The sequence below is a fragment of the Pseudomonas sp. TH21 genome (assembly GCF_016651025.1).
Lineage (GTDB): Bacteria > Pseudomonadota > Gammaproteobacteria > Pseudomonadales > Pseudomonadaceae > Aquipseudomonas > Aquipseudomonas aylmerensis.
Window position 1 is genome coordinate 3373211 of the sequence record NZ_JAEKEQ010000001.1, and the last position, 18097, is coordinate 3391307.

23 protein-coding genes and 1 pseudogene are annotated in these 18097 nt (G+C 62.5%); 19 read left to right on the forward strand and 5 right to left on the reverse strand.

The window, feature by feature from the left end; all coding sequences use genetic code 11:
• Positions 1-16: 16 nt before the first annotated feature.
• The 4 genes from JFU04_RS14675 to ada all read left to right on the forward strand — a co-directional run bounded on the left by JFU04_RS14675 (position 17) and on the right by ada (position 2303).
• A complete protein-coding gene (locus JFU04_RS14675; protein WP_065905452.1) occupies positions 17-319 on the forward strand; it encodes a DUF1883 domain-containing protein in 303 nt (100 codons plus the stop codon).
• A 25-nt stretch (positions 320-344) separates the two neighbouring features.
• Complete coding sequence (locus JFU04_RS14680; protein ID WP_098467678.1) at positions 345-512, forward strand: hypothetical protein; 168 nt, start codon at positions 345-347, stop codon at positions 510-512.
• 3 nt (positions 513-515) lie between these two features.
• Entirely contained in the window at positions 516-1181 is a 666-nt protein-coding gene (alkB, locus tag JFU04_RS14685; RefSeq protein ID WP_201144563.1) for a DNA oxidative demethylase AlkB, read from the forward strand.
• A gap of 75 nt (positions 1182-1256) precedes the next feature.
• Positions 1257-2303, forward strand: coding sequence for a bifunctional DNA-binding transcriptional regulator/O6-methylguanine-DNA methyltransferase Ada (gene ada, locus JFU04_RS14690; RefSeq protein WP_201144565.1), 1047 nt, complete (start codon positions 1257-1259; stop codon positions 2301-2303).
• Here the strand turns inward: ada and JFU04_RS14695 are convergent.
• Positions 2300-2848: a CGNR zinc finger domain-containing protein gene (locus tag JFU04_RS14695; protein ID WP_342389444.1), complete on the reverse strand. Its 549-nt coding sequence runs from the start codon at positions 2846-2848 to the stop codon at positions 2300-2302. The genes ada and JFU04_RS14695 overlap by 4 nt on opposite strands.
• A gap of 215 nt (positions 2849-3063) precedes the next feature.
• On the opposite strand from JFU04_RS14695, the gene JFU04_RS14700 reads away from it, so the two are divergent.
• The 8 genes from JFU04_RS14700 (at position 3064) to JFU04_RS14735 (ending at position 11403) form a co-directional block, all read left to right on the forward strand.
• Positions 3064-3942 carry an alpha/beta fold hydrolase gene (locus tag JFU04_RS14700; protein ID WP_201144567.1) on the forward strand — a complete coding sequence of 293 codons (879 nt, stop codon included), beginning with the start codon at positions 3064-3066 and terminating at the stop codon, positions 3940-3942.
• A 109-nt stretch (positions 3943-4051) separates the two neighbouring features.
• The gene (locus tag JFU04_RS14705; RefSeq protein WP_201144569.1) at positions 4052-5110 is read left to right on the forward strand and encodes an NAD(P)H-dependent flavin oxidoreductase; all 1059 of its coding nucleotides are present in this window, start codon (positions 4052-4054) and stop codon (positions 5108-5110) included.
• A 119-nt stretch (positions 5111-5229) separates the two neighbouring features.
• The gene (gene modA, locus JFU04_RS14710; protein WP_201144571.1) at positions 5230-5988 is read left to right on the forward strand and encodes a molybdate ABC transporter substrate-binding protein; all 759 of its coding nucleotides are present in this window, start codon (positions 5230-5232) and stop codon (positions 5986-5988) included.
• Complete coding sequence (gene modB, locus JFU04_RS14715; protein WP_065905459.1) at positions 5989-6669, forward strand: molybdate ABC transporter permease subunit; 681 nt, start codon at positions 5989-5991, stop codon at positions 6667-6669.
• Positions 6670-6674: 5 nt separating this feature from the next.
• A complete protein-coding gene (gene modC / locus JFU04_RS14720; protein WP_201144573.1) occupies positions 6675-7754 on the forward strand; it encodes a molybdenum ABC transporter ATP-binding protein in 1080 nt (359 codons plus the stop codon).
• Between the two features lie 78 nt (positions 7755-7832).
• On the forward strand, positions 7833-8882 hold the full coding sequence (locus JFU04_RS14725; RefSeq protein WP_065905461.1) for a DNA topoisomerase IB: 1050 nt from the start codon (positions 7833-7835) through the stop codon (positions 8880-8882).
• Positions 8883-9006: 124 nt separating this feature from the next.
• Positions 9007-10629 (forward strand): ATP-binding cassette domain-containing protein, encoded by a 1623-nt coding sequence (locus JFU04_RS14730; RefSeq protein ID WP_201144574.1) that lies wholly within the window; start codon positions 9007-9009, stop codon positions 10627-10629.
• A 69-nt stretch (positions 10630-10698) separates the two neighbouring features.
• Positions 10699-11403 (forward strand): YoaK family protein, encoded by a 705-nt coding sequence (locus JFU04_RS14735; protein ID WP_201144577.1) that lies wholly within the window; start codon positions 10699-10701, stop codon positions 11401-11403.
• Positions 11404-11548: 145 nt separating this feature from the next.
• Here the strand turns inward: JFU04_RS14735 and JFU04_RS14740 are convergent, their stop codons facing one another.
• From JFU04_RS14740 to JFU04_RS14755, 4 genes are all read right to left on the reverse strand, one after another.
• Positions 11549-11902, reverse strand: a complete 354-nt coding sequence (locus JFU04_RS14740; RefSeq protein ID WP_201144579.1) for a hypothetical protein — start codon at positions 11900-11902, stop codon at positions 11549-11551.
• Between the two features lie 198 nt (positions 11903-12100).
• Positions 12101-12412, reverse strand: coding sequence for an AzlD domain-containing protein (locus JFU04_RS14745; protein ID WP_201144581.1), 312 nt, complete (start codon positions 12410-12412; stop codon positions 12101-12103).
• Positions 12409-13104 carry an AzlC family ABC transporter permease gene (locus JFU04_RS14750; RefSeq protein WP_065905465.1) on the reverse strand — a complete coding sequence of 232 codons (696 nt, stop codon included), beginning with the start codon at positions 13102-13104 and terminating at the stop codon, positions 12409-12411. The genes JFU04_RS14745 and JFU04_RS14750 overlap by 4 nt, the downstream gene beginning before the upstream one ends.
• Positions 13105-13175: 71 nt before the next feature.
• Positions 13176-13391: a hypothetical protein gene (locus JFU04_RS14755; RefSeq protein WP_025856028.1), complete on the reverse strand. Its 216-nt coding sequence runs from the start codon at positions 13389-13391 to the stop codon at positions 13176-13178.
• Positions 13392-13570: 179 nt separating this feature from the next.
• Here JFU04_RS14755 and JFU04_RS14760 point away from each other — a divergent pair, with 179 nt between their 5' ends.
• The 7 genes and pseudogenes from JFU04_RS14760 (at position 13571) to JFU04_RS14785 (ending at position 17986) form a co-directional block, all read left to right on the forward strand.
• Positions 13571-13927 (forward strand): metalloregulator ArsR/SmtB family transcription factor, encoded by a 357-nt coding sequence (locus JFU04_RS14760; protein WP_201144583.1) that lies wholly within the window; start codon positions 13571-13573, stop codon positions 13925-13927.
• Positions 13928-13946: 19 nt separating this feature from the next.
• Positions 13947-15230 carry an arsenic transporter gene (locus JFU04_RS14765; protein WP_065905467.1) on the forward strand — a complete coding sequence of 428 codons (1284 nt, stop codon included), beginning with the start codon at positions 13947-13949 and terminating at the stop codon, positions 15228-15230.
• A gap of 12 nt (positions 15231-15242) precedes the next feature.
• Positions 15243-15728 carry an arsenate reductase ArsC gene (locus tag JFU04_RS14770; RefSeq protein ID WP_201144585.1) on the forward strand — a complete coding sequence of 162 codons (486 nt, stop codon included), beginning with the start codon at positions 15243-15245 and terminating at the stop codon, positions 15726-15728.
• 6 nt (positions 15729-15734) lie between these two features.
• Positions 15735-15833, forward strand: a pseudogene (locus JFU04_RS30650) (arsenical resistance protein ArsH); the annotation flags it as partial.
• Between the two features lie 63 nt (positions 15834-15896).
• Positions 15897-16688 carry an AraC family transcriptional regulator gene (locus tag JFU04_RS14775; RefSeq protein WP_201144587.1) on the forward strand — a complete coding sequence of 264 codons (792 nt, stop codon included), beginning with the start codon at positions 15897-15899 and terminating at the stop codon, positions 16686-16688.
• Positions 16689-16762: 74 nt separating this feature from the next.
• Positions 16763-17374 carry a LysE family transporter gene (locus JFU04_RS14780; RefSeq protein WP_201144589.1) on the forward strand — a complete coding sequence of 204 codons (612 nt, stop codon included), beginning with the start codon at positions 16763-16765 and terminating at the stop codon, positions 17372-17374.
• Positions 17375-17692: 318 nt separating this feature from the next.
• On the forward strand, positions 17693-17986 hold the full coding sequence (locus JFU04_RS14785) for a hypothetical protein (protein WP_201144591.1): 294 nt from the start codon (positions 17693-17695) through the stop codon (positions 17984-17986).
• The last annotated feature ends 111 nt before the right edge of the window (positions 17987-18097 follow it).

The following is an 18097-nucleotide window of genomic DNA, read 5'->3' on the forward strand; positions in this document are numbered from 1 at the left end:
TTCTGGAGACACCCGCATGAAATTCATCCACCAGCGCGAGCACCTCAACGAGGGAGACATTGTCGTCATCGAATGCTCGCAGACTTGTAATATTCGTCTGATGAGTGATGCGAACTTTCGCAGCTTCAAGAATGGCGGCCGCCATACCTACCACGGTGGCGCCTTCGACAAATTCCCTGCCAAGATCACCGCACCGAGCACAGGGTTCTGGAACATTACCCTCGACGTTGTCACGCGCCGCGCGATCAGCGTCACCAAGAAGCCCGCGCTGTCGCACAAGATTCGCATCGTGCGCCGTACCAGCTCGAAACTGAGCTGACCCGTACCCTTTCCAGGAAATGATCGTGACTGCCACTACCAAATACGTCATCAAGTACAAACTCAACGGCGAACGCCGCTTCGAATTCGCGCAACTGCACACCAATAGCGTGGAGGAAGCCAAACAAGCCCTGGCCAAAATCCACGATGCCAGTGATGAAATCACCGACATCAATGTGAGCAAGGCGCTGTAAGCCATGCCCGGCCCCACCGCCGACCTGTTCGCCGAGGACGCCCTGCAGCAACCGGCTGGGCGCGAGCAGATCGGCGAAGAGTCCTATGTACTTAGGGGCTACGCCCTGCCCTGGATTGAGCGACTGCTGCCAGAGCTGCGCCGCGTGCTGGCCCAATCGCCGTTTCGGCAGATGGTCACGCCCGGCGGCTTCACCATGTCGGCGGCCTTGAGCAGTTGCGGCGACCTGGGCTGGACCACCGACGCGACCGGCTACCGCTACACCCCCCTCGATCCGCGTAGCCAGCAGCCCTGGCCGTCCATGCCGGAGACCTTGCGCCAATTGGCCATGGAAGCCGCGGCAGACGCCGGCTTCGTCGACTTCAGCCCGGATGCCTGCCTGATCAATCGCTATGTGCCCGGCGCGAAGATGTCCCTGCACCAGGACAAAAACGAACGCCGCTACAGTGAACCGGTGGTGTCGGTCTCCCTGGGGCTGCCAGCGATTTTCCTGTTTGGTGGCCATGAACGCAGCGGCAAGACCCAGAAGATTTCGCTGTTCCATGGCGACGTGGTGGTCTGGGGCGGCGTCGATCGCCTGCGCTTTCATGGGGTGCTGCCGATCAAGGAAGGCGTACATCCGGTCATGGGCCCGCAGCGCATCAACCTGACCTTTCGCGCCGCCGGCTGATTTGACCGCAAGCTTCGGAGTGCCAGGCCCTCGCGGCGGGGCTAATCTGGCCAGAACCCGTCAAGAGTGCCGAGCATGACTACCGAACAAGACCCGCGCTGGGCTGCCATTCTCGCCCGCGACCCGAAGGCCGATGGGCTGTTCGTCTACGGCGTGAAGACCACCGGCGTGTATTGCCGCCCCAGCAGCGCCTCGCGGTTGCCGCGTCCGGAAAATATCGAGTTCTTCGACACTGCTGCGCACGCCGAGGCGGCCGGTTATCGCCCGAGCAAACGCGCGGCCGGCGACCAGACACAATTGGCTGCGCACCACGCGCAAGTGGTAGCCGATGCGTGCCGGCACATCGAGTCGGCCGACACCGCGCCCAGCCTCAACACGCTGGCGGCGCAGGCCGGCCTCAGCGCTTTTCATTTCCACCGCGTGTTCAAAAGCGTGACCGGCCTGACCCCCAAGGGCTACGCCAGCGCCCACCGCTCACGCAAAGTGCGCGATGGGCTCAAGGGCCAGCATTCGGTGACGGACGCGCTGTACGACGCAGGCTTCAATTCCAACAGCCGCTTTTACGAGTCGGCCAACCGGTTGCTCGGTATGAAGCCCAGCGACTACAAGGCCGGCGGCACCAACAGCGAGATCCTGTTCGCCGTCGGCCAATGCTCGCTGGGCGCCATCCTAGTGGCGCAAAGCACGCGCGGCGTGTGCGCCATTCTGCTCGGGGATGATCCGGACGCACTGGTGCGTGACCTGCAGGATCAATTCCCCAAGGCCAACCTGGTCGGCGCCGACCGCCGTTTCGAGCAACTGATCGCCCGGGTGGTCGGGTTTATCGAGGCACCCGCGCTGGGCCTGGACTTACCGCTGGACCTGCGCGGCACGGCGTTTCAGGAACGGGTCTGGCAAGCCCTGCGCGAGATTCCGGTGGGCAGCACGGCCAGCTATGCGCAGATCGCCGAGCGTATCGGCGCGCCCAAGTCGTTTCGTGCCGTGGCCCAGGCCTGCGGGGCCAACAGCCTGGCGGTGGCGATCCCCTGTCATCGCGTGGTGCGCAGCAATGGCGATGTGTCGGGCTACCGCTGGGGCGTCGAGCGTAAACGCCAGTTGCTTGCGCGCGAAAGCGAAGCCTAGAGCGACTGGCGCTTGCGAAACTGCGCAACCTTATGCCGATTGCCACACAACGCCATGCTGCACCAGCGGCGCTTGTGGGCTTTGGTGCGATCGTAAAACCACAGCACGCATTCAGGGTGTTCGCAGGTACGGATCAGGTTGAAATCCCCACTCACCAGCAAACCCGCAGCCGCCTCGGCAATCGGTGCGAGAAATTGTTCAGCGGTTTGCAGTTTGCGCTGACGCTCCAGCCGCAGTTCACCGGGCGCCGGCCACGCCAATTGCGGATGGCTCACGGCCTTGCGCAGGAAACCGTTGAGGGGCTCGGGGTCGCCTTGCGAACCGGCCTTGCGCTGTTCGAGTAACAGCCGAATCACTTCACGCAACTTCAAGGCCGCCGCGAGCAAATCCCCGTGCTCAAACGTCGGCACGCGCCCCTCCTCGGCCCATCCCAGACGCACCAGCCAACGCTCGACATCCGCATCGTGTTGCCAGAACTCGAAAGGCTGGCCTTCGACATTGGCGCGCGTATTGAGCATGTCCAGCACCGGGTCATCGGCGAGCACGTAGGGTTCCAGCGGGACGGCAGGGGTGGGGAAATGGCCATGATCGATCCTCTTGAGAGCGCTGGAATGGTAACCGCTATTGGCTCGCCTGGATAGTTACTCACGACAAAACACTAACCTGATAAAACTATTTGACAGGTTACATTTTTAAGCGCAGCTTTTTAAGAAGGTAACCCGTATATCAATTTTATCAAGTTACAAGAGGCGTACTCACCATGACCACGCATGCCCCCGTTGTTCACTACCATCACGTCGACGTCGATGGCGTACGCATGTTCTACCGCGAAGCCGGCGACCCTGGCGCCCCGGTGATCCTGCTGTTGCACGGTTTTCCCAGCTCGTCGCATATGTACCGCAACCTGATCCCGCTGCTCGCAAGCCGTTATCGGGTGATCGCGCCGGACCTGCCCGGCTTCGGCTTCACCGAGGTGCCGGATGAACGCGAGTACGTCTACAGCTTCGACAACCTGGCGACTACCGTGGGGCATTTTGTCGATGCGTTGGCGTTGAGCCGCTACGCGCTGTATGTCTTCGATTACGGCGCACCGGTCGGCCTGCGCCTGGCAGTCGCGCACCCAGGGCGGGTCAGCGCGCTGGTCTCGCAAAACGGCAACGCGTACCTACAAGGCCTGGGTGATGCCTGGGCACCGATCCAGGCTTACTGGGCCGAGCCGAGCCAGGCTAATCGCGAGGTGATTCGCAATGCGGTAATCAGCCTGGAAGGCACGCGCTACCAATACCTGCACGGTGTAGACCACCCGGAATGGGTTGCGCCTGAGTCCTACATGCTCGACGTGTTGCTGATGCAGCGTCCCGGCAATGACGAAATCCAGCTGGACCTGTTCCTCGACTACCGCAACAACCTCACGCTGTACCCGGCCTTCCAGGCGTTTTTCAGGGCCACTCAAGTCCCGACGCTGGTGATCTGGGGCCAGAACGATCCGTTCTTCATCCCGCCTGGCGCCCACGCGTACAAAACCGACAACCCGAACGCGGTGGTCGAACTGCTGGATACCGGCCACTTTGCCCTGGAAACCCATGCCAGCCATATCGCCGAGCGTATCCATGCCGTGCTGGGGGATGCCATCAACTGATGGCGCACCACGAAACGCCCGCTTCGTCCAGTGAATAAAACAGACTGGCCGGGTGCCAAGGGCCCTGCTAAAACAGCGCAAAGCCTCACTATCGCTGGAGACGCACCCCATGAGCACCTGGCCAGACACGCGCATTCTCGACCTGCTGGGCATCGACGTACCCATCATCCAGGCCCCGATGGCGGGAGCTACCACCACCGCCATGGTGATTGCCGCCAGCAACGCCGGCGCACTGGGCTCGATGCCTGCTGCGGCGCTGAGCATCGAGCAACTGCGCGAGGCTCTGAGCACTATCCGCCAAGCCAGCACGCGCGCCCTCAACGTGAATTTCTTCTGCCACCAGCCGCCCCCGGCCGACGCCGCCAGTGACAAACGCTGGAAAGCGCTGCTGGAACCCTACTACCGCGAACTGGGCGCCGATTTCGATGCGCCGACACCGGTGTCCAACCGTGAGCCGTTCAACGAAGCCGCGTGCCAGGTGGTCGAAGCCTTTCGCCCCGAGGTGGTGAGTTTTCACTTTGGCTTGCCGGAAAAATCTCTGCTGGACCGGGTAAAAGCCACCGGCGCGAAAGTGCTGTCGTCTGCCACCACGGTTGAAGAAGCGATCTGGCTGGAACAGCACGGCTGCGACGCCATCATCGCCATGGGCATCGAGGCCGGCGGCCATCGTGGGTTGTTTCTCAGCGACGACCTCAATACCCAGATCGGGCTGTTCGCCCTGCTGCCGCAAATCGTCGACGCCGTCAGCGTGCCGGTGATTGCCGCCGGAGGGATTGGGGATGCGCGCGGGATTGTCGCGGCATTTGCCCTCGGCGCTTCGGCCGTCCAGATTGGCACTGCCTACCTGTTCACCCCTGAAGCCAACGTCAGCGCCTCCCACCACCAGGCATTACGCACTGCCCAGGCCAGCGAAACCGCATTGACCAACCTCTTCACCGGCCGCCCGGCGCGGGGCATCGTCAACCGCGTGATGCGTGAATTGGGGGCGATCAACCCGGCAGCGCCGGCATTTCCCACGTCCGGCGGCGCGTTGATCCCGCTCAAGGCCAAGGACGAAGCCGGCTTCAGTAACCTGTGGGCGGGCCAGGCGTTGCGCCTGGGCAAGGAAACCCCCACATACGAACTGACCCGCGAACTGGCCGAACAGGCCCTGGCCAAGCTCAACTAGCTGCAGCAGCTGAAGCAACTTTGCACTGTACCGGCAATGGCCAACCGCTATATATTCCCATACATAGCGGTTAAGCCTTCTCCCTATAACAAGCCGTACAATCCTCAAGGAGCTGCTTCATGAAGATTCACGCCTCACGCCTGGCCATGCTGGTCGCCGCCCTCGCCTTCGGTTCGGCCCACGCCGATGAAGTCCAGGTGGCCGTTGCCGCCAACTTCACCGCACCGATCCAGGCGATTGCCGCCGATTTCGAAAAAGACACCGGCCACAGGCTGGTCGCAGCCTACGGCGCCACCGGGCAGTTCTACACCCAGATCAAGAACGGCGCGCCGTTCGAAGTGTTCCTGAGTGCCGACGACACTACCCCGCAAAAACTTGAAACCGAAGGCGACACCGTCAAAGGCTCGCGCTTTACCTACGCCGTGGGCACCCTGGCATTGTGGTCGGCCAAGGAAGGTTACGTCGACGCCAAGGGCGAAGTGCTGAAGAAAAACCAATTCAAGCACCTGTCCATCGCCAACCCGAAAGCCGCACCTTACGGCCTTGCCGCGACCCAAGTGCTGGCCAAAGAAGGCCTGACCGACAAGGTCAAGGACAAGATCGTCGAAGGCCAGAACATTACCCAGGCGTATCAGTTTGTCTCCACCGGCAATGCCGAGCTGGGTTTCGTCGCGCTGTCGCAGATCTACAAGGACGGCAAAGTCACCAGCGGTTCGGCCTGGATCGTGCCGGCGTCCCTGCATGACCCGATCAAGCAAGACGCAGTGATCCTCAACAAAGGCAAGGACAGCGCCGCTGCCAAAGCCCTGGTCGAGTACCTCAAGGGCCCGAAAGCCGCTGCGGTGATCAAGTCCTACGGCTACGAGCTGGCCCAGTAAATGCCACTGTCGAGTGCCGATTTTTCCGCTATCTGGCTGACCATCAAACTGGCGTCACTGACCACCGTGATCCTGCTGGTCATCGGCACTCCGATTGCCCTGTGGTTGTCGCGCACCCGCTCCTGGTGGCGCGGCCCCATTGGTGCAGTCGTGGCCTTGCCGTTGGTGCTGCCACCGACGGTGATTGGTTTCTACCTGCTGTTGACGATGGGCCCTCATGGCTACTTCGGCCAGTTCACCCAATGGCTGGGCCTGGGTACCCTGACCTTCAGTTTCGCCGGGCTGGTGATTGGCTCGGTGATCTATTCCATGCCGTTTGTGGTGCAGCCGTTGCAAAACGCCTTCTCCGCCATCGGCACACGCCCGCTGGAAGTGGCCGCGACCTTGCGCGCCAACCCGTGGGATACCTTCTTTACCGTGATCCTGCCCCTGGCACGCCCGGGGTTTATCACCGCGTCCATCCTCGGCTTCGCGCATACCGTCGGCGAATTCGGCGTGGTGCTGATGATTGGCGGCAATATCCCCGACAAGACCCGCGTGGTCTCGGTGCAGATCTACGACCATGTCGAAGCCATGGAATATGCCCAGGCCCACTGGCTGGCCGGCTCCATGGTGGTGTTCGCGTTCCTCGTGTTGCTGGCGCTCTACTCCAGCCGTAAATCCAAGATGGGCTGGAGCTGATACCGATGATTGATGTGCGCCTCAATGTGAAATACGCAGGCTTTGCGCTGGACGTGGACCTGCATTTGCCCGGACGCGGCGTGACCGCGTTGTACGGGCATTCCGGCTCCGGCAAGACCACCTGCCTGCGCTGTATCGCCGGGCTGGAGCGTGCCGAAGAGGGCTTTGTGCAGATCAACGATGAAGTCTGGCAGGACAGCCGCACCGGACTGTTCGTGCCGCCGCACAAACGGGCCCTGGGCTACGTGTTCCAGGAGGCGAGCCTGTTCGCGCATTTGTCGGTCCGGGCGAACCTGGAGTTTGGCCTCAAGCGCATCCCGCGCGCGCAGCGGCGGGTCGATATGGCCCAGGCCAGCGAATTGCTCGGGATCAGCCATCTACTGGATCGCCATCCCCAGCACTTGTCCGGCGGTGAACGCCAGCGCATCGGCATCGCCCGTGCATTGCTGACCAGCCCAAGCCTGCTGTTGATGGACGAACCGCTGGCCGCGCTCGACAGCAAGCGCAAAGGCGAGATCCTGCCGTACCTGGAACGCCTGCACGATGAACTGGACATCCCGGTGCTGTACGTCAGCCATGCCCAGGATGAAGTCGCGCGCCTGGCCGATCACATCGTGCTGCTCAGCGACGGCAAGGCCCTGGCGAGCGGCCCGATTGGCGAAACCCTGGCGCGTCTCGACCTGCCGATGGCGTTGGGCGACGACGCCGGCGTGGTCATCAACGGCAGCGTCAGCGCCTACGACGATCATTACCAATTGCTCACGCTGCAACTGCCGGGCAGTGCCCAGCACCTGCGCGTGGCGCATGCGCCGCTGGCACTGGGCAAGGCGTTGCGGGTCAAGGTACAGGCGCGGGACGTGAGCCTCAGCCTGCAAGCCGAGGAAGCCAGCAGCATCCTCAATCGCCTGCCGGTGACGGTCACCCAGGAAATCCCGGCAGACAACAGTGCCCATGTGCTGGTGCGCCTGGAAGCCGATGGCACGCCGCTGCTCGCGCGGATCACGCGGTTCTCCCGCGATCAGCTGCAACTGCACCCGGGCCAGCGGCTATGGGCACAGATCAAGGCGGTGGCGGTGCTCGCGTAAAAAACCTTTTGGCACGACCGCAAACGGCTGCGGTCAATCAGGAATACCGGCCTGATCTGTTGCCAAGGAACCTGCACCATGCCCGACTCCGCGCTGCCCGCCGACCTGCCCCGCGACCTGCATTACGTTGATGACACCCAACCCGGCATCCGCCGCAAGCGCCTGCGCGGCAAGTTCCAGTATTTCGATGCCAAGGGCGAACGCATCCAGGATGCCGACGAGATCAAGCGCCTGAATGCCCTGGCGGTGCCTCCGGCCTACACCGACGTGTGGATCTGCGCCGACCCGCGCGGCCATCTGCAGGCCACCGGGCGCGACGCGCGGGGACGCAAGCAATACCGCTACCACACGCGCTGGCGCGAAGTGCGTGACACCGACAAATATTCACGCCTGCAGGAATTCGGCAACGCCCTGCCCAAACTGCGCAAGCAACTCGAGGCGCAATTGGCCGAGCCCGGTTTCACCCGCGAGAAGGTCCTGGCTACCGTGGTGATGCTGCTGGATGCGACCTTGATCCGCGTCGGCAATACCCAGTACGCGCGGGACAACAAATCCTACGGCCTGACCACCCTGCGCAACCGCCATGTCGACATCAAGGGCAGTGAGATCCAGTTCCAGTTTCGCGGCAAGAGCGGCGTGGAGCACCAGGTCAGCGTCAAGGACCGGCGCCTGGCCACAGTGGTCAAGCGCTGCCTGGAGTTGCCGGGGCAGAACCTGTTCCAGTACCTGGACGAGGACGGCGAGCGCCACACGGTCAGCTCGCATGACGTCAACGCGTACCTGCACAGCCTCACCGGCGCCGATTTCACCGCCAAGGATTACCGCACCTGGGCCGGTACCGCGATGGCGCTGGCAGTGCTGCGCGAGTTGGAATGGCAGCCGGAATCCGACGCCAAACGGCATGTGGTGGCGATGGTCAAGGATGTCGCCAAGCAACTCGGCAACACCCCGGCCGTGTGCCGCAAGTGCTATATCCACCCGGCCGTGCTGGAGCATTTCAGCCTGGGTGAACTGTCCCGCCTGCCCAAGCCGCGCCTGCGCAAAGGTTTGAAAGCCGAGGAAGTTGCGCTGGCCATGTTCCTGGAGAAACTGAGCGCCGACTTGCCAGAAAAAGCCAAGGCAGGTTAGGCTTTGCCTCCCTTCTGACGCCCGGGATGACCGCCGACGTGAACGACTAAGCCTTCCAAAATGTATCTGCAACGAGCCGCCTGGCGTGCTTGTTGGCCTGTCCGACATTTTTTTGGAGGTGCTGATGACTGACGTCAACCGGCTGCCCGTCCTGGTTTCACTGCAACACCTGAGCTTCCAATTCGCCAATGGCGAAACCTTGCTGCATGACCTGTCCCTGTCCATCGATCACACCCCCACGGGGATCGTCGGGCGCAATGGCCGCGGCAAAAGCATCCTCGCGCAATTGATCGCCGGGGTATTGCCACCCTCCTCCGGTTCGCTCGACTGTTCGGCTCGCGTGGCTTATGTGCCGCAGGCCGTGGTGGTGAATGCTGGGCAAACCGTCGCCGCTATCACCGGCACCGCCGAGCCCCTTGCGGCCCTGGCGCGTATGGCGGCGGGCGTGGCGCGGGTCGATGATCTTGAGGTGATCGATGATCGGTGGGACCTGGCCGAACGTCTGCGCACCGCCCTGGACGCCGCAGGCCTGGCCGCGCTTGGTTTTGACACGCGCGCCGATCAGCTCAGTGGTGGCCAGCTGGCGCGGGTCGCGGTGATCGGTGCGATGCTCGCGGAACCGCAACTGCTGGTACTCGATGAACCTACCAATCACCTCGACGGCGACGGCCGCACCTGGCTGTTGCAGGTGCTGCAGGCATGGCGCGGCGGCCTGGTGGTGGTCAGCCATGATCGGCAATTGCTCAACACGCTCGGGCGCATCATTGAGCTGTCGCCGCTCGGTACCCAGGTGTATGGCGGCAACTATGCTGCCTATCGCCTGCAGCGCGACACCGAGCAGCACGCCGCCATCGCCGCGCTGGAACACGCGCGCCTGGAGCGCAGCCGCGAACGCCGGCGCCTGCAAAAGGATCATGACAGCCTGCAGCGCAATGCCGCGCGCTCGCGCAGACATGCCGAGACGGCCAATGTCGACCGCTTTACCAAGGCGCGCTGGAAAGGCGCCGCCACCGAAATCGTCAGTACCGTGCGCAGCGCGCATCACGCGCACAAAAGCGAGCTGGATGATCAGGTGCGCGAGGCCTACGCACGCGTCGCGGACGAAACACCGACCCTGCTGGCCTTGCCCGGCTCGGCAGTGCCCAATGGCCGCCGTGTGATTGCCCTGGCCGAGGTTCAATTACCCTGGCTGGCACAGCCGGCGCTGACACTCGATTTGATCGGGCCGGTGCGCGTGGCGGTGCAAGGGCCGAACGGCTGTGGGAAATCCACTTTGCTCAAAGTGCTGGCAGGCCTGTGGCAGCCGGTCAGGGGCGAATGTTCAGTGCGGGTACCCAGCGCCTACATCGACCAGCATCTGGCGCTGCTCGACGACCAACGCTCGATCATCGACCAACTCAACCTGCTCGACACCCCCTTTGCCGAAGCCCAGTTGCGCACGCGCCTGGCCTTGTTGCAACTGGATGCATTACGGGTCACCCAGCCGGCCGGCCAACTCAGCGGCGGCGAGCGCTTGAAGGCCGCGATGGCGATTGCCCTGTGGCGAGCAACGCCCGCGCAACTGCTGTTGCTCGACGAGCCTACCAACCACCTTGACCTGGAATCGGTGCTCGCCTTCGAGCAGGCGCTGCAGGGGTTCGACGGCGCGATGCTGGTGGTCTCGCATGACCCGGCGTTCGTGCAGGCGATCCGGCCGACGCATCATTTACGCTGGCAGCCGGAGGGGTGGCGGCTGGAGAGTGTCTGAGGTCATTGCATGGCGCCGCAAAGCGTCCTACGGTAGTGGCCGGATAATCTCACCGAGGAACCCGGCCCCATGCTGCCTTCGCCGCGCAAGCCCTTCGCCAATGCCGCACTCGCCCATCAACAGCGCTGGCGGGGTCGCGTCGGCCTGATGCTGGTGGCCAGCCTGTCGGTACTGGCGGGCATGACCGACGCCATCGGCTTCATGGCCAGCGGTGACTTTGTGTCGTTCATGAGCGGCAACACCACGCGCCTGGCGGTGGCGATCAGCGCCGGCGATCTCGGCTTGACCGCACGCCTGCTGTTGCTGGTTGCGACATTCGTGGTGGGCAACGCCTTGGGCGTGGTGGTCAGCCGCCTCAGCCGGCGGCATGCCTTGCCTTTGCTGTTGTGCATTGCCGCCTTGCTCTGCGGCGGCGCGCTGCTGCCCTTCGCCGACACGTTGCCCGCGCTGCTGGCGGCGATCATCGCGATGGGCATGCTCAATGCGGCAGTGGAAGAGGTCAACGGCTTGCCGGTGGGCCTCACCTACGTCACCGGAGCGCTGTCACGCTTCGGGCGTGGGCTGGGTCGCTGGATGCTCGGCGAACGCCGCAACGGCTGGCGGGTGCAACTGATTCCATGGGCGGGAATGTTTATCGGCGCGGTGATTGGCGCGCTGCTGGAACAACAGCTGGGCCTACGGGCGCTGTGGGTCAGCGGCGCATTGGCGGGGGTGCTGGGGTTGGTGTCGCTGAAGATTCCCCGTCGCTGGCACCTGGGTTTTATGCCGCGCTAAGGGTTGAAAGGATGCTCGCCCGACGTTTAGGCCTCGACGTCCGTGTACTGGTAAAGAGCCATCATGTCGGGCGAGCGCGTGCATCATAAGCGAATGTCCGGCGGCTGTCCCGCCGGGCGATTCCTAAAAGCACTAAGGCAATGGATTACAGACAGGTCGCGAGGGCCGCCAGGCGGCGTTTGGCCGGCATGTTGTCTTGCGCTGCGTAGTACTTGACGGTCGAGCCGGCGCCGGCGCTCAGCACGTCGACAAAGTAATCGCCAGCGGTGGTGTAGACGGTAAAACCACCCGCTCCGGTGGGCTCCTTGAAGCCGCCGGCGTCGACGCCAAACACACTTTCATCCTGCCAACCGAACTGAATGCACTCGGCAACCACCAGGGTGGCCTTGTCCGAGGCCATGGTCTTGTAGGGGTTGCCGGCGCGCGCCTCTTTCATCTTCGAGCCCGCGCAACCGGCCAGGGCGGCCAGTACCAATGCGCCTATTACGACCTTGTGCATGCCATCGTTCCTTGGGAAAAAACGCGACTCTACCATTAGCGGAACCGTCGAGGCGAAAGCCAGGCAGAAACCTGCCCCGCACGCAGCATGAATTTAGTTTCACTGTGAGGGGCGATCGCGCCGCCTATAGTCGGCAGGCTCATTTTTAAGAAGTCTCCCTTCTGCCCGCTCTCCCGCGGGCTTTTTTTCGCCTGTGCGTCAGAGCCAACAACGAAACAGGTAGAACAACGCCATGCTCAGCAGCACGGTGATCAACACGTTACGCGTCCAGAACATCAGCCCTACCGCGCAGATGGCTGCCAGCAGGTAAGGGTTGGACGGGCTCAGGTTGAGCTGGTGGTCGGCGAGAAAAATGATCGGCCCGCAGATCGCCGTGAGCATGCCCGGCACCGCAAACCCCAGGAACTCGCGCGCCCCGCGATTGAGGCGCACCGGCAAGCGCGGCTCGATAAACAGGTAACGGTTGAGAAACACCACCAGGCCCATGGCCACAATCATCAGGTAGATCATCGCTGCCCTACTCCCAGGCGTTTGCACACAAACCCGGCACTCATGCCCAGCACGCCGGACACCACCACCGCCGATTCCCAGTGCAGGAAGCTCAACCACACTGAACACAACAATGACACGGCCACACATACCACCGTCGGCACGTCGCGCACCACCGGCGTGATCAAGGCAATAAAGGTGGCGGCAATCGAGAACTCCAGGCCCAGTTGATCCAGGCCGGGGATGCTTTTGCCGAGCACGATGCCGGCCAGGGTGAACAGGTTCCAGGCGATGTAGAACGTCAGGCCGACCCCCAGCGCATACCAGCGATTGAAGGTTTCGCGGTCGTAGTGGCTGACCAGGGCGAAGAATTCGTCGGTCAACAAAAAGCCCAGGCTCATGCGCCAGCGGCTTTTAAGCGGGGAAATAATCGGGCGCAGGTGCATGCCGTAGAGCAAGTGCTGGGATGTCAGCAGCAGCGTGGTCAGCACGATGGAGATCAGGCTGGCGCCGCTCTTGACCATGCCGATGGCGACCAACTGCGCCGCGCCGGCAAACACGATGGCGGACAAACCTTGGGCTTGCAGAGGGGTGAATTGCGCATCGATGGCCATCGAACCGGCCAGCAGGCCCCAGGGCGCACAGGCCAGGGACAGGGGAATGACGGCGATCGCGCCGCGAGCGAAGGCGTAATGAGGTAAGGCAGTAGGCATGGAGACGGCTCATCGACAGACAGTCGACAAGCATGCCAGCGCAACGAGGGGCTTGTCTTGAACGATCTTGCTCAGGCCAGGCGTACCGACACCTGCTCCACCGAATCCCGCGCTTCGCGCAGTTCGTGGGCATCCTGGTTGAGGCGGTGGATGGTATTGAGCAGACGTTGGCGCAGGACTTCATCGCCGAGTTTTTCGACGGCACGCATCAGGTCGAACGCCGCGGTTTCGTTATTTTCCGCGACGGAATCCAGGGTCTTGCGCAGGTTGCGAGTGGCACGGGTCACGCGGGGTCATCCTTCATCAGCAATGGGCAGGCACTTTAGGACATTCTTGTTTCATTTTAATTTCAAACACTTGTGGCTGATTTCCGCGGATTTGATCCACGTCAATTGAAACAAGGTTTGACCAAAATATATGGATATCCGTATATTCGAATTTCCATATATTACAAACAGGCCTGCGCATGTCGGACCTCTTCTCTCCACCCACATTGTTCAAATGCCTGGCTGACGCTACCCGCGCGCGCCTGACGTTGTTGATCCTGCGCGAAGGCGAACTTTGCGTCTGCGAACTGATCCATGCCTTGGACGACAGCCAGCCAAAAATTTCCCGCCACCTGGCGCAATTGCGCAGTTGCGGGCTGGTGCTGGATCGTCGCCAGGGCCAATGGATCTACTACCGCCTCAACCCGGCGCTGCCTGGCTGGGTGACCGAGGTGTTGCAGACCACCCTGCAAGCCAACCAACCCTGGTTGCACAGCGACGCACAACGCCTGGCGGCAATGGGCGACAGACCACAACGGGCCAGCGCCTGCTGCTGAGCCAACGGAGCGTTTATTCATGCTTGTCGCAGTTGCTATTTTTATCCTCACCATCGTGCTGGTCATCTGGCAGCCCAAGGGCCTCGGCGTGGGCTGGAGTGCCACGCTGGGCGCGATCCTGGCCCTGGCCTGCGGTGTGATCAGCCTGGCCGACATCCCGGTGGTGTGGCACATCATCTGGAACGCCACCGCCACGTTTGTCGCACTGATCATCATCAGCCTGTTGCTCGATGAGGCCGGCTTCTTTGCGTGGACCGCCTTGCATGTGGCGCGCTGGGGCCGTGGACGCGGCCGGCGCTTGTTTGCCTATATGGTGCTGCTCGGTGCCCTGGTCTCGGCGTTGTTTGCCAACGACGGCGCGGCGCTGATCCTCACGCCGATTGTGATGTCGATGCTGCTGGCGCTGCGTTTTTCCCCGAGCGCGACCCTGGCGTTTGTCATGGGGGCAGGCTTTATCGCCGACACGGCGAGCCTGCCGCTGGTGGTGTCGAACCTGGTAAACATCGTCTCGGCGGATTATTTCAAGATCGGCTTCAACGAATACGCCGCCGTCATGGTGCCGGTGAACCTTGTCAGCGTCGCCGCGACCTTGGCGGTGTTGCTGTGGTTTTTCCGCCGCGACATCCCGCAGACCTACGACCCGGCCGACCTGGAAGACCCTGCAAGTGCCGTGCACGACCGCGCCACTTTCCGCGCCGGCTGGTGGGTACTGGGCATCCTGCTGGTCGGTTGCTTTGCCCTCGAACCGCTGGGCATTCCGATCAGTGCCATCTCGGCGGCGTGCGCCGTGCTGCTCCTGGTGATTGCCGCCAAGGGCCACAAGATTTCCACGCGCAAAGTACTCAAGGAAGCGCCCTGGCAAATCGTGATCTTCTCCCTGGGCATGTACCTGGTGGTTTATGGCCTGCGTAATGCCGGGCTCACCACCTACCTGGCGACCTGGCTGGATACCTTTGCGCAGCACGGCGTATGGGGCGCCGCCATGGGCACGGGCGTGCTGACCGCGTTGTTGTCGTCGGCGATGAATAACCTGCCCACGGTGTTGATCGGCGCGCTGTCCATCGAGTCCAGCCATGCCGTGGGCGTGGTTAAGGACGCGATGATCTACGCCAACGTGATCGGCAGTGACCTGGGTCCGAAGATCACCCCGATCGGCAGCCTCGCCACGTTGTTGTGGCTGCACATCCTGGCGCGCAAAGGCATCACCATCACCTGGGGCTACTACTTCAGGGTCGGGATCGTGCTGACCCTGCCGGTGCTGTTGATCACCCTCGCCGCCCTCGCCTTGCGCCTGAGTCTTTGAAGGAATCGAGTCATGAAAGTCCTGTTCATGTGTACCGCCAACAGCTGCCGCAGCATCTTGTCCGAAGCCGTGTTCAATCACCTGGCGCCGCGCGGGTTTGCAGCGATCAGCTCCGGCAGTTTCCCCAAGGGCCAGGTGCTGCCACGCAGCCTCGGCACGTTGCAGGCGGCGGGCATCAGCACCGAGGGGCTGTACAGCAAAGGCAACGAGGCCTTTGAAGGCAGCCCGCCGGACGTGGTCATCACCGTGTGTGACAAAGCCGCCGGCGAGGCCTGCCCGGTGTATTTCGGGCCGGCGGTGAAGGCGCATTGGGGTCTGGAGGATCCCTCCGACGTGCAAGGCGATGAAGCCTCGATCCAAGCCGCATTCGATGCCACGCTGGCGATTATCGCCGCACGCTGCCGTGCATTGTTCGCCCTGCCTGTCGCCGACCTCAGCCCTGCTGAACTGAAAACACAACTTGAGCGCATAGCGCAGTTGTCACCGCAGAACCCATGAGCCCCCTTGCCAAACCTGGATGTATCGCCGCTCCCGCCCGGCCCACTGGATTCGACCCAGGCCCCGCGCATCCTGCTGCTATACGGGTCGACCCGCGAACAATCAACGGTCGATTTGAACCGCGCTGCCAGCGTATGCTGAGGCCCTCACTCCTAGCGAGCCACCTCGATGAGCGCCATGCAACACGCCTGGCTGGGCAACTACGAACTCAGCAGCACGACCTGCACCGGCCTGACCTTTGCGCGCCACAGCCATGATGAGTGCGTGATCGGCGTGAACCTGCTGGGCGAGGAAAAAGTCTGGCTGGACCGCCGCGAGTTTGCGGCGGGGCCGGGCTCGATCACCCTGTATAACCCCGGGCAGATTCAGGGCGGCGGCGCTGCCGAGGGGGCACCTTGGCAGTTTGTCAGCCTGTACGTGAGCGCCGACCAATTGGCCGGTGATCTGGGGCTGGCACAGGTGGAGTTCGACCGCTCGCTGTGTGTCCAGCCGGACCTGGCCCAGCGCCTGGCGATGGCGGTGAAAGGCGCATTGAGTGGCGATGCGCGGGTGCGCGAGTTGCACGAAGAGGCTTTGCTGCTGTTGCTCGGCGAAGTGGTCGGCCTCAGTGGTGTGCGCCTGCCCGGCACCGCGGCCACCGGCAAAAGCCTGATCGGCCGCGCCCAGGAGCTACTCGCCGAACAGCTGCATCAGTCCGTACCCCTGGAGCAGTTGGGCGATGAGCTGGGGTTGTCCAAATTCCATCTGCTGCGCACCTTCCAGAAAGAAACCGGGCTCAGTCCCCGGCAATGGGCCATGCAATTGCGCACTCGCCGTGCCAAGGGCCTGTTGCGCAACGGCGTGGCGGCCAGTGAAGTCGCGCACACGCTGGGGTTTGCCGATCAGAGCCACCTGAATCGGCATTTTCGCGCGGCCTACGGCATCACTCCCGGCCGCTACCAGAGCGTAGTGAAGCGCTGAACAGCGCAATCTGGTTCAAGACTGCACACCCATCCCTGCGCACACTGCCCGGCATCATTTGAAGGAACGCGGGCATGCTGACGATCTTCTTTTACGCGCTGGTATTCGGTTTTGTGTTTTGCCTCTCTCCCGGCGCGGTGCTGGCGGAAACCCTGCGCCGTGGCCTGTTGCACGGTTTCACCCCGGCCTTGCTGGTGCAGGTCGGTTCGCTGGTGGGCGATGCCGTCTGGGCGGTGATCGGGCTCACCGGTATCGCGTTGCTGATCCAACATGACGCGGTGCGCGTGCCGCTGACGGTGGTCTGTGCGCTGTACCTGGCCTGGCTGGGCGTGCGCAGCCTGCTCGACGCCTGGCACCTGCCCGAAGCCGACAGCAACGTAGCCCGCTCCGGTAACAATGCGCTGGCGGTAGGCGCGGCGATTTCGTTGGCCAACCCGAAGAACATCGTCTATTGGGGCGCGTTAGGCAGCGCCTTGTCCGGCATCGTCGGCGCGACACCCAGCCACGGGCAGACGCTGATGTTTTTTGCGGGGTTCATGCTGGCCTCGGTGTTGTCGTGCTTTTTGATTGCGACGTTGGTGAACCTATTGCGCCAGAACGCTTCGCCGTTGTGGCAACGCATCAGTTACGGCGCCTGCGGCGTGGTCTTGATCTATCTGGCTATTCTCGCGGCACAGGGCATATGAAGTTATATAACCGGCAACTTCAGAGTGCCTCTTATCTGAATGAACTCTGAACCGCGGGTTATTTAATTAATCATGCGTTGACATTTTGTAACTGCCTGAGTAGATTGCCCGTGCCCGCTACTGGGGCCTTTTTTAAACCTCACAAAAGAAGCCAATGGACACAGTATCTAGTCGCTGTCCGAGCACCGCGTTTGCGGGCATCGGGCGCCAAACCCAGAATATGACAGGACTCGCCTTCCAGGTCCGGTAAGCTGCGCTAGAGCTTGATGCTCCTCCGTAACTGCCTCGCCGGATGCGTATCCGGTCCCGAGGTGTGTTATGACCTTCCAAACCTTTGTTTTACCTGATGTACGCACACTGGCCGCCGCCCTGCGCGCCAAGCTGTGCCGCGAGCCCGTGGGTTTTTCGCCGACCCGCTCGCCGCTTGCCGTACCCTCCCCTCAAGTGCGCCCGGCCCACCCGCTGGCGCACTGGCGTATCTGCCCAGCCACTGGCCAATTGCAGCAGCACTGGGATCACGCCGACCCTCAAGACCCACAGAGACCGACCGTTTCCCGCCTGGCGCAAGCTGGCTTGATGCTCGGTCTGTATGTGAGCGCTCGCGCAGCTTAACCCCGCTGGAAACAGCAACTATCTGATCAATACCCTGGAGTTCCTCATGAACACTTCCAGATGTAATCGGCTGCGCGTTAGTTAACTAACGCCGCCATCAAAGTTAGGTAA

Bases quoted from the DNA above. Each gene is read 5' to 3' on its own strand.
- JFU04_RS14675 (WP_065905452.1), top strand. From the start codon at position 17: ATGAAATTCATCCACCAGCGCGAGCACCTCAACGAGGGAGACATTGTC.
- alkB (WP_201144563.1), top strand. From the start codon at position 516: ATGCCCGGCCCCACCGCCGACCTGTTCGCCGAGGACGCCCTGCAGCAA.
- ada (WP_201144565.1), top strand. From the start codon at position 1,257: ATGACTACCGAACAAGACCCGCGCTGGGCTGCCATTCTCGCCCGCGAC.
- JFU04_RS14700 (WP_201144567.1), top strand. From the start codon at position 3,064: ATGACCACGCATGCCCCCGTTGTTCACTACCATCACGTCGACGTCGAT.
- JFU04_RS14705 (WP_201144569.1), top strand. From the start codon at position 4,052: ATGAGCACCTGGCCAGACACGCGCATTCTCGACCTGCTGGGCATCGAC.
- modA (WP_201144571.1), top strand. From the start codon at position 5,230: ATGAAGATTCACGCCTCACGCCTGGCCATGCTGGTCGCCGCCCTCGCC.
- modB (WP_065905459.1), top strand. From the start codon at position 5,989: ATGCCACTGTCGAGTGCCGATTTTTCCGCTATCTGGCTGACCATCAAA.
- modC (WP_201144573.1), top strand. From the start codon at position 6,675: ATGATTGATGTGCGCCTCAATGTGAAATACGCAGGCTTTGCGCTGGAC.
- JFU04_RS14725 (WP_065905461.1), top strand. From the start codon at position 7,833: ATGCCCGACTCCGCGCTGCCCGCCGACCTGCCCCGCGACCTGCATTAC.
- JFU04_RS14730 (WP_201144574.1), top strand. From the start codon at position 9,007: ATGACTGACGTCAACCGGCTGCCCGTCCTGGTTTCACTGCAACACCTG.
- JFU04_RS14735 (WP_201144577.1), top strand. From the start codon at position 10,699: ATGCTGCCTTCGCCGCGCAAGCCCTTCGCCAATGCCGCACTCGCCCAT.
- JFU04_RS14740 (WP_201144579.1), bottom strand. From the start codon at position 11,902: ATGCACAAGGTCGTAATAGGCGCATTGGTACTGGCCGCCCTGGCCGGT.
- JFU04_RS14745 (WP_201144581.1), bottom strand. From the start codon at position 12,412: ATGATCTACCTGATGATTGTGGCCATGGGCCTGGTGGTGTTTCTCAAC.
- JFU04_RS14750 (WP_065905465.1), bottom strand. From the start codon at position 13,104: ATGCCTACTGCCTTACCTCATTACGCCTTCGCTCGCGGCGCGATCGCC.
- JFU04_RS14760 (WP_201144583.1), top strand. From the start codon at position 13,571: ATGTCGGACCTCTTCTCTCCACCCACATTGTTCAAATGCCTGGCTGAC.
- JFU04_RS14765 (WP_065905467.1), top strand. From the start codon at position 13,947: ATGCTTGTCGCAGTTGCTATTTTTATCCTCACCATCGTGCTGGTCATC.
- JFU04_RS14770 (WP_201144585.1), top strand. From the start codon at position 15,243: ATGAAAGTCCTGTTCATGTGTACCGCCAACAGCTGCCGCAGCATCTTG.
- JFU04_RS14775 (WP_201144587.1), top strand. From the start codon at position 15,897: ATGAGCGCCATGCAACACGCCTGGCTGGGCAACTACGAACTCAGCAGC.
- JFU04_RS14780 (WP_201144589.1), top strand. From the start codon at position 16,763: ATGCTGACGATCTTCTTTTACGCGCTGGTATTCGGTTTTGTGTTTTGC.
- JFU04_RS14785 (WP_201144591.1), top strand. From the start codon at position 17,693: ATGACCTTCCAAACCTTTGTTTTACCTGATGTACGCACACTGGCCGCC.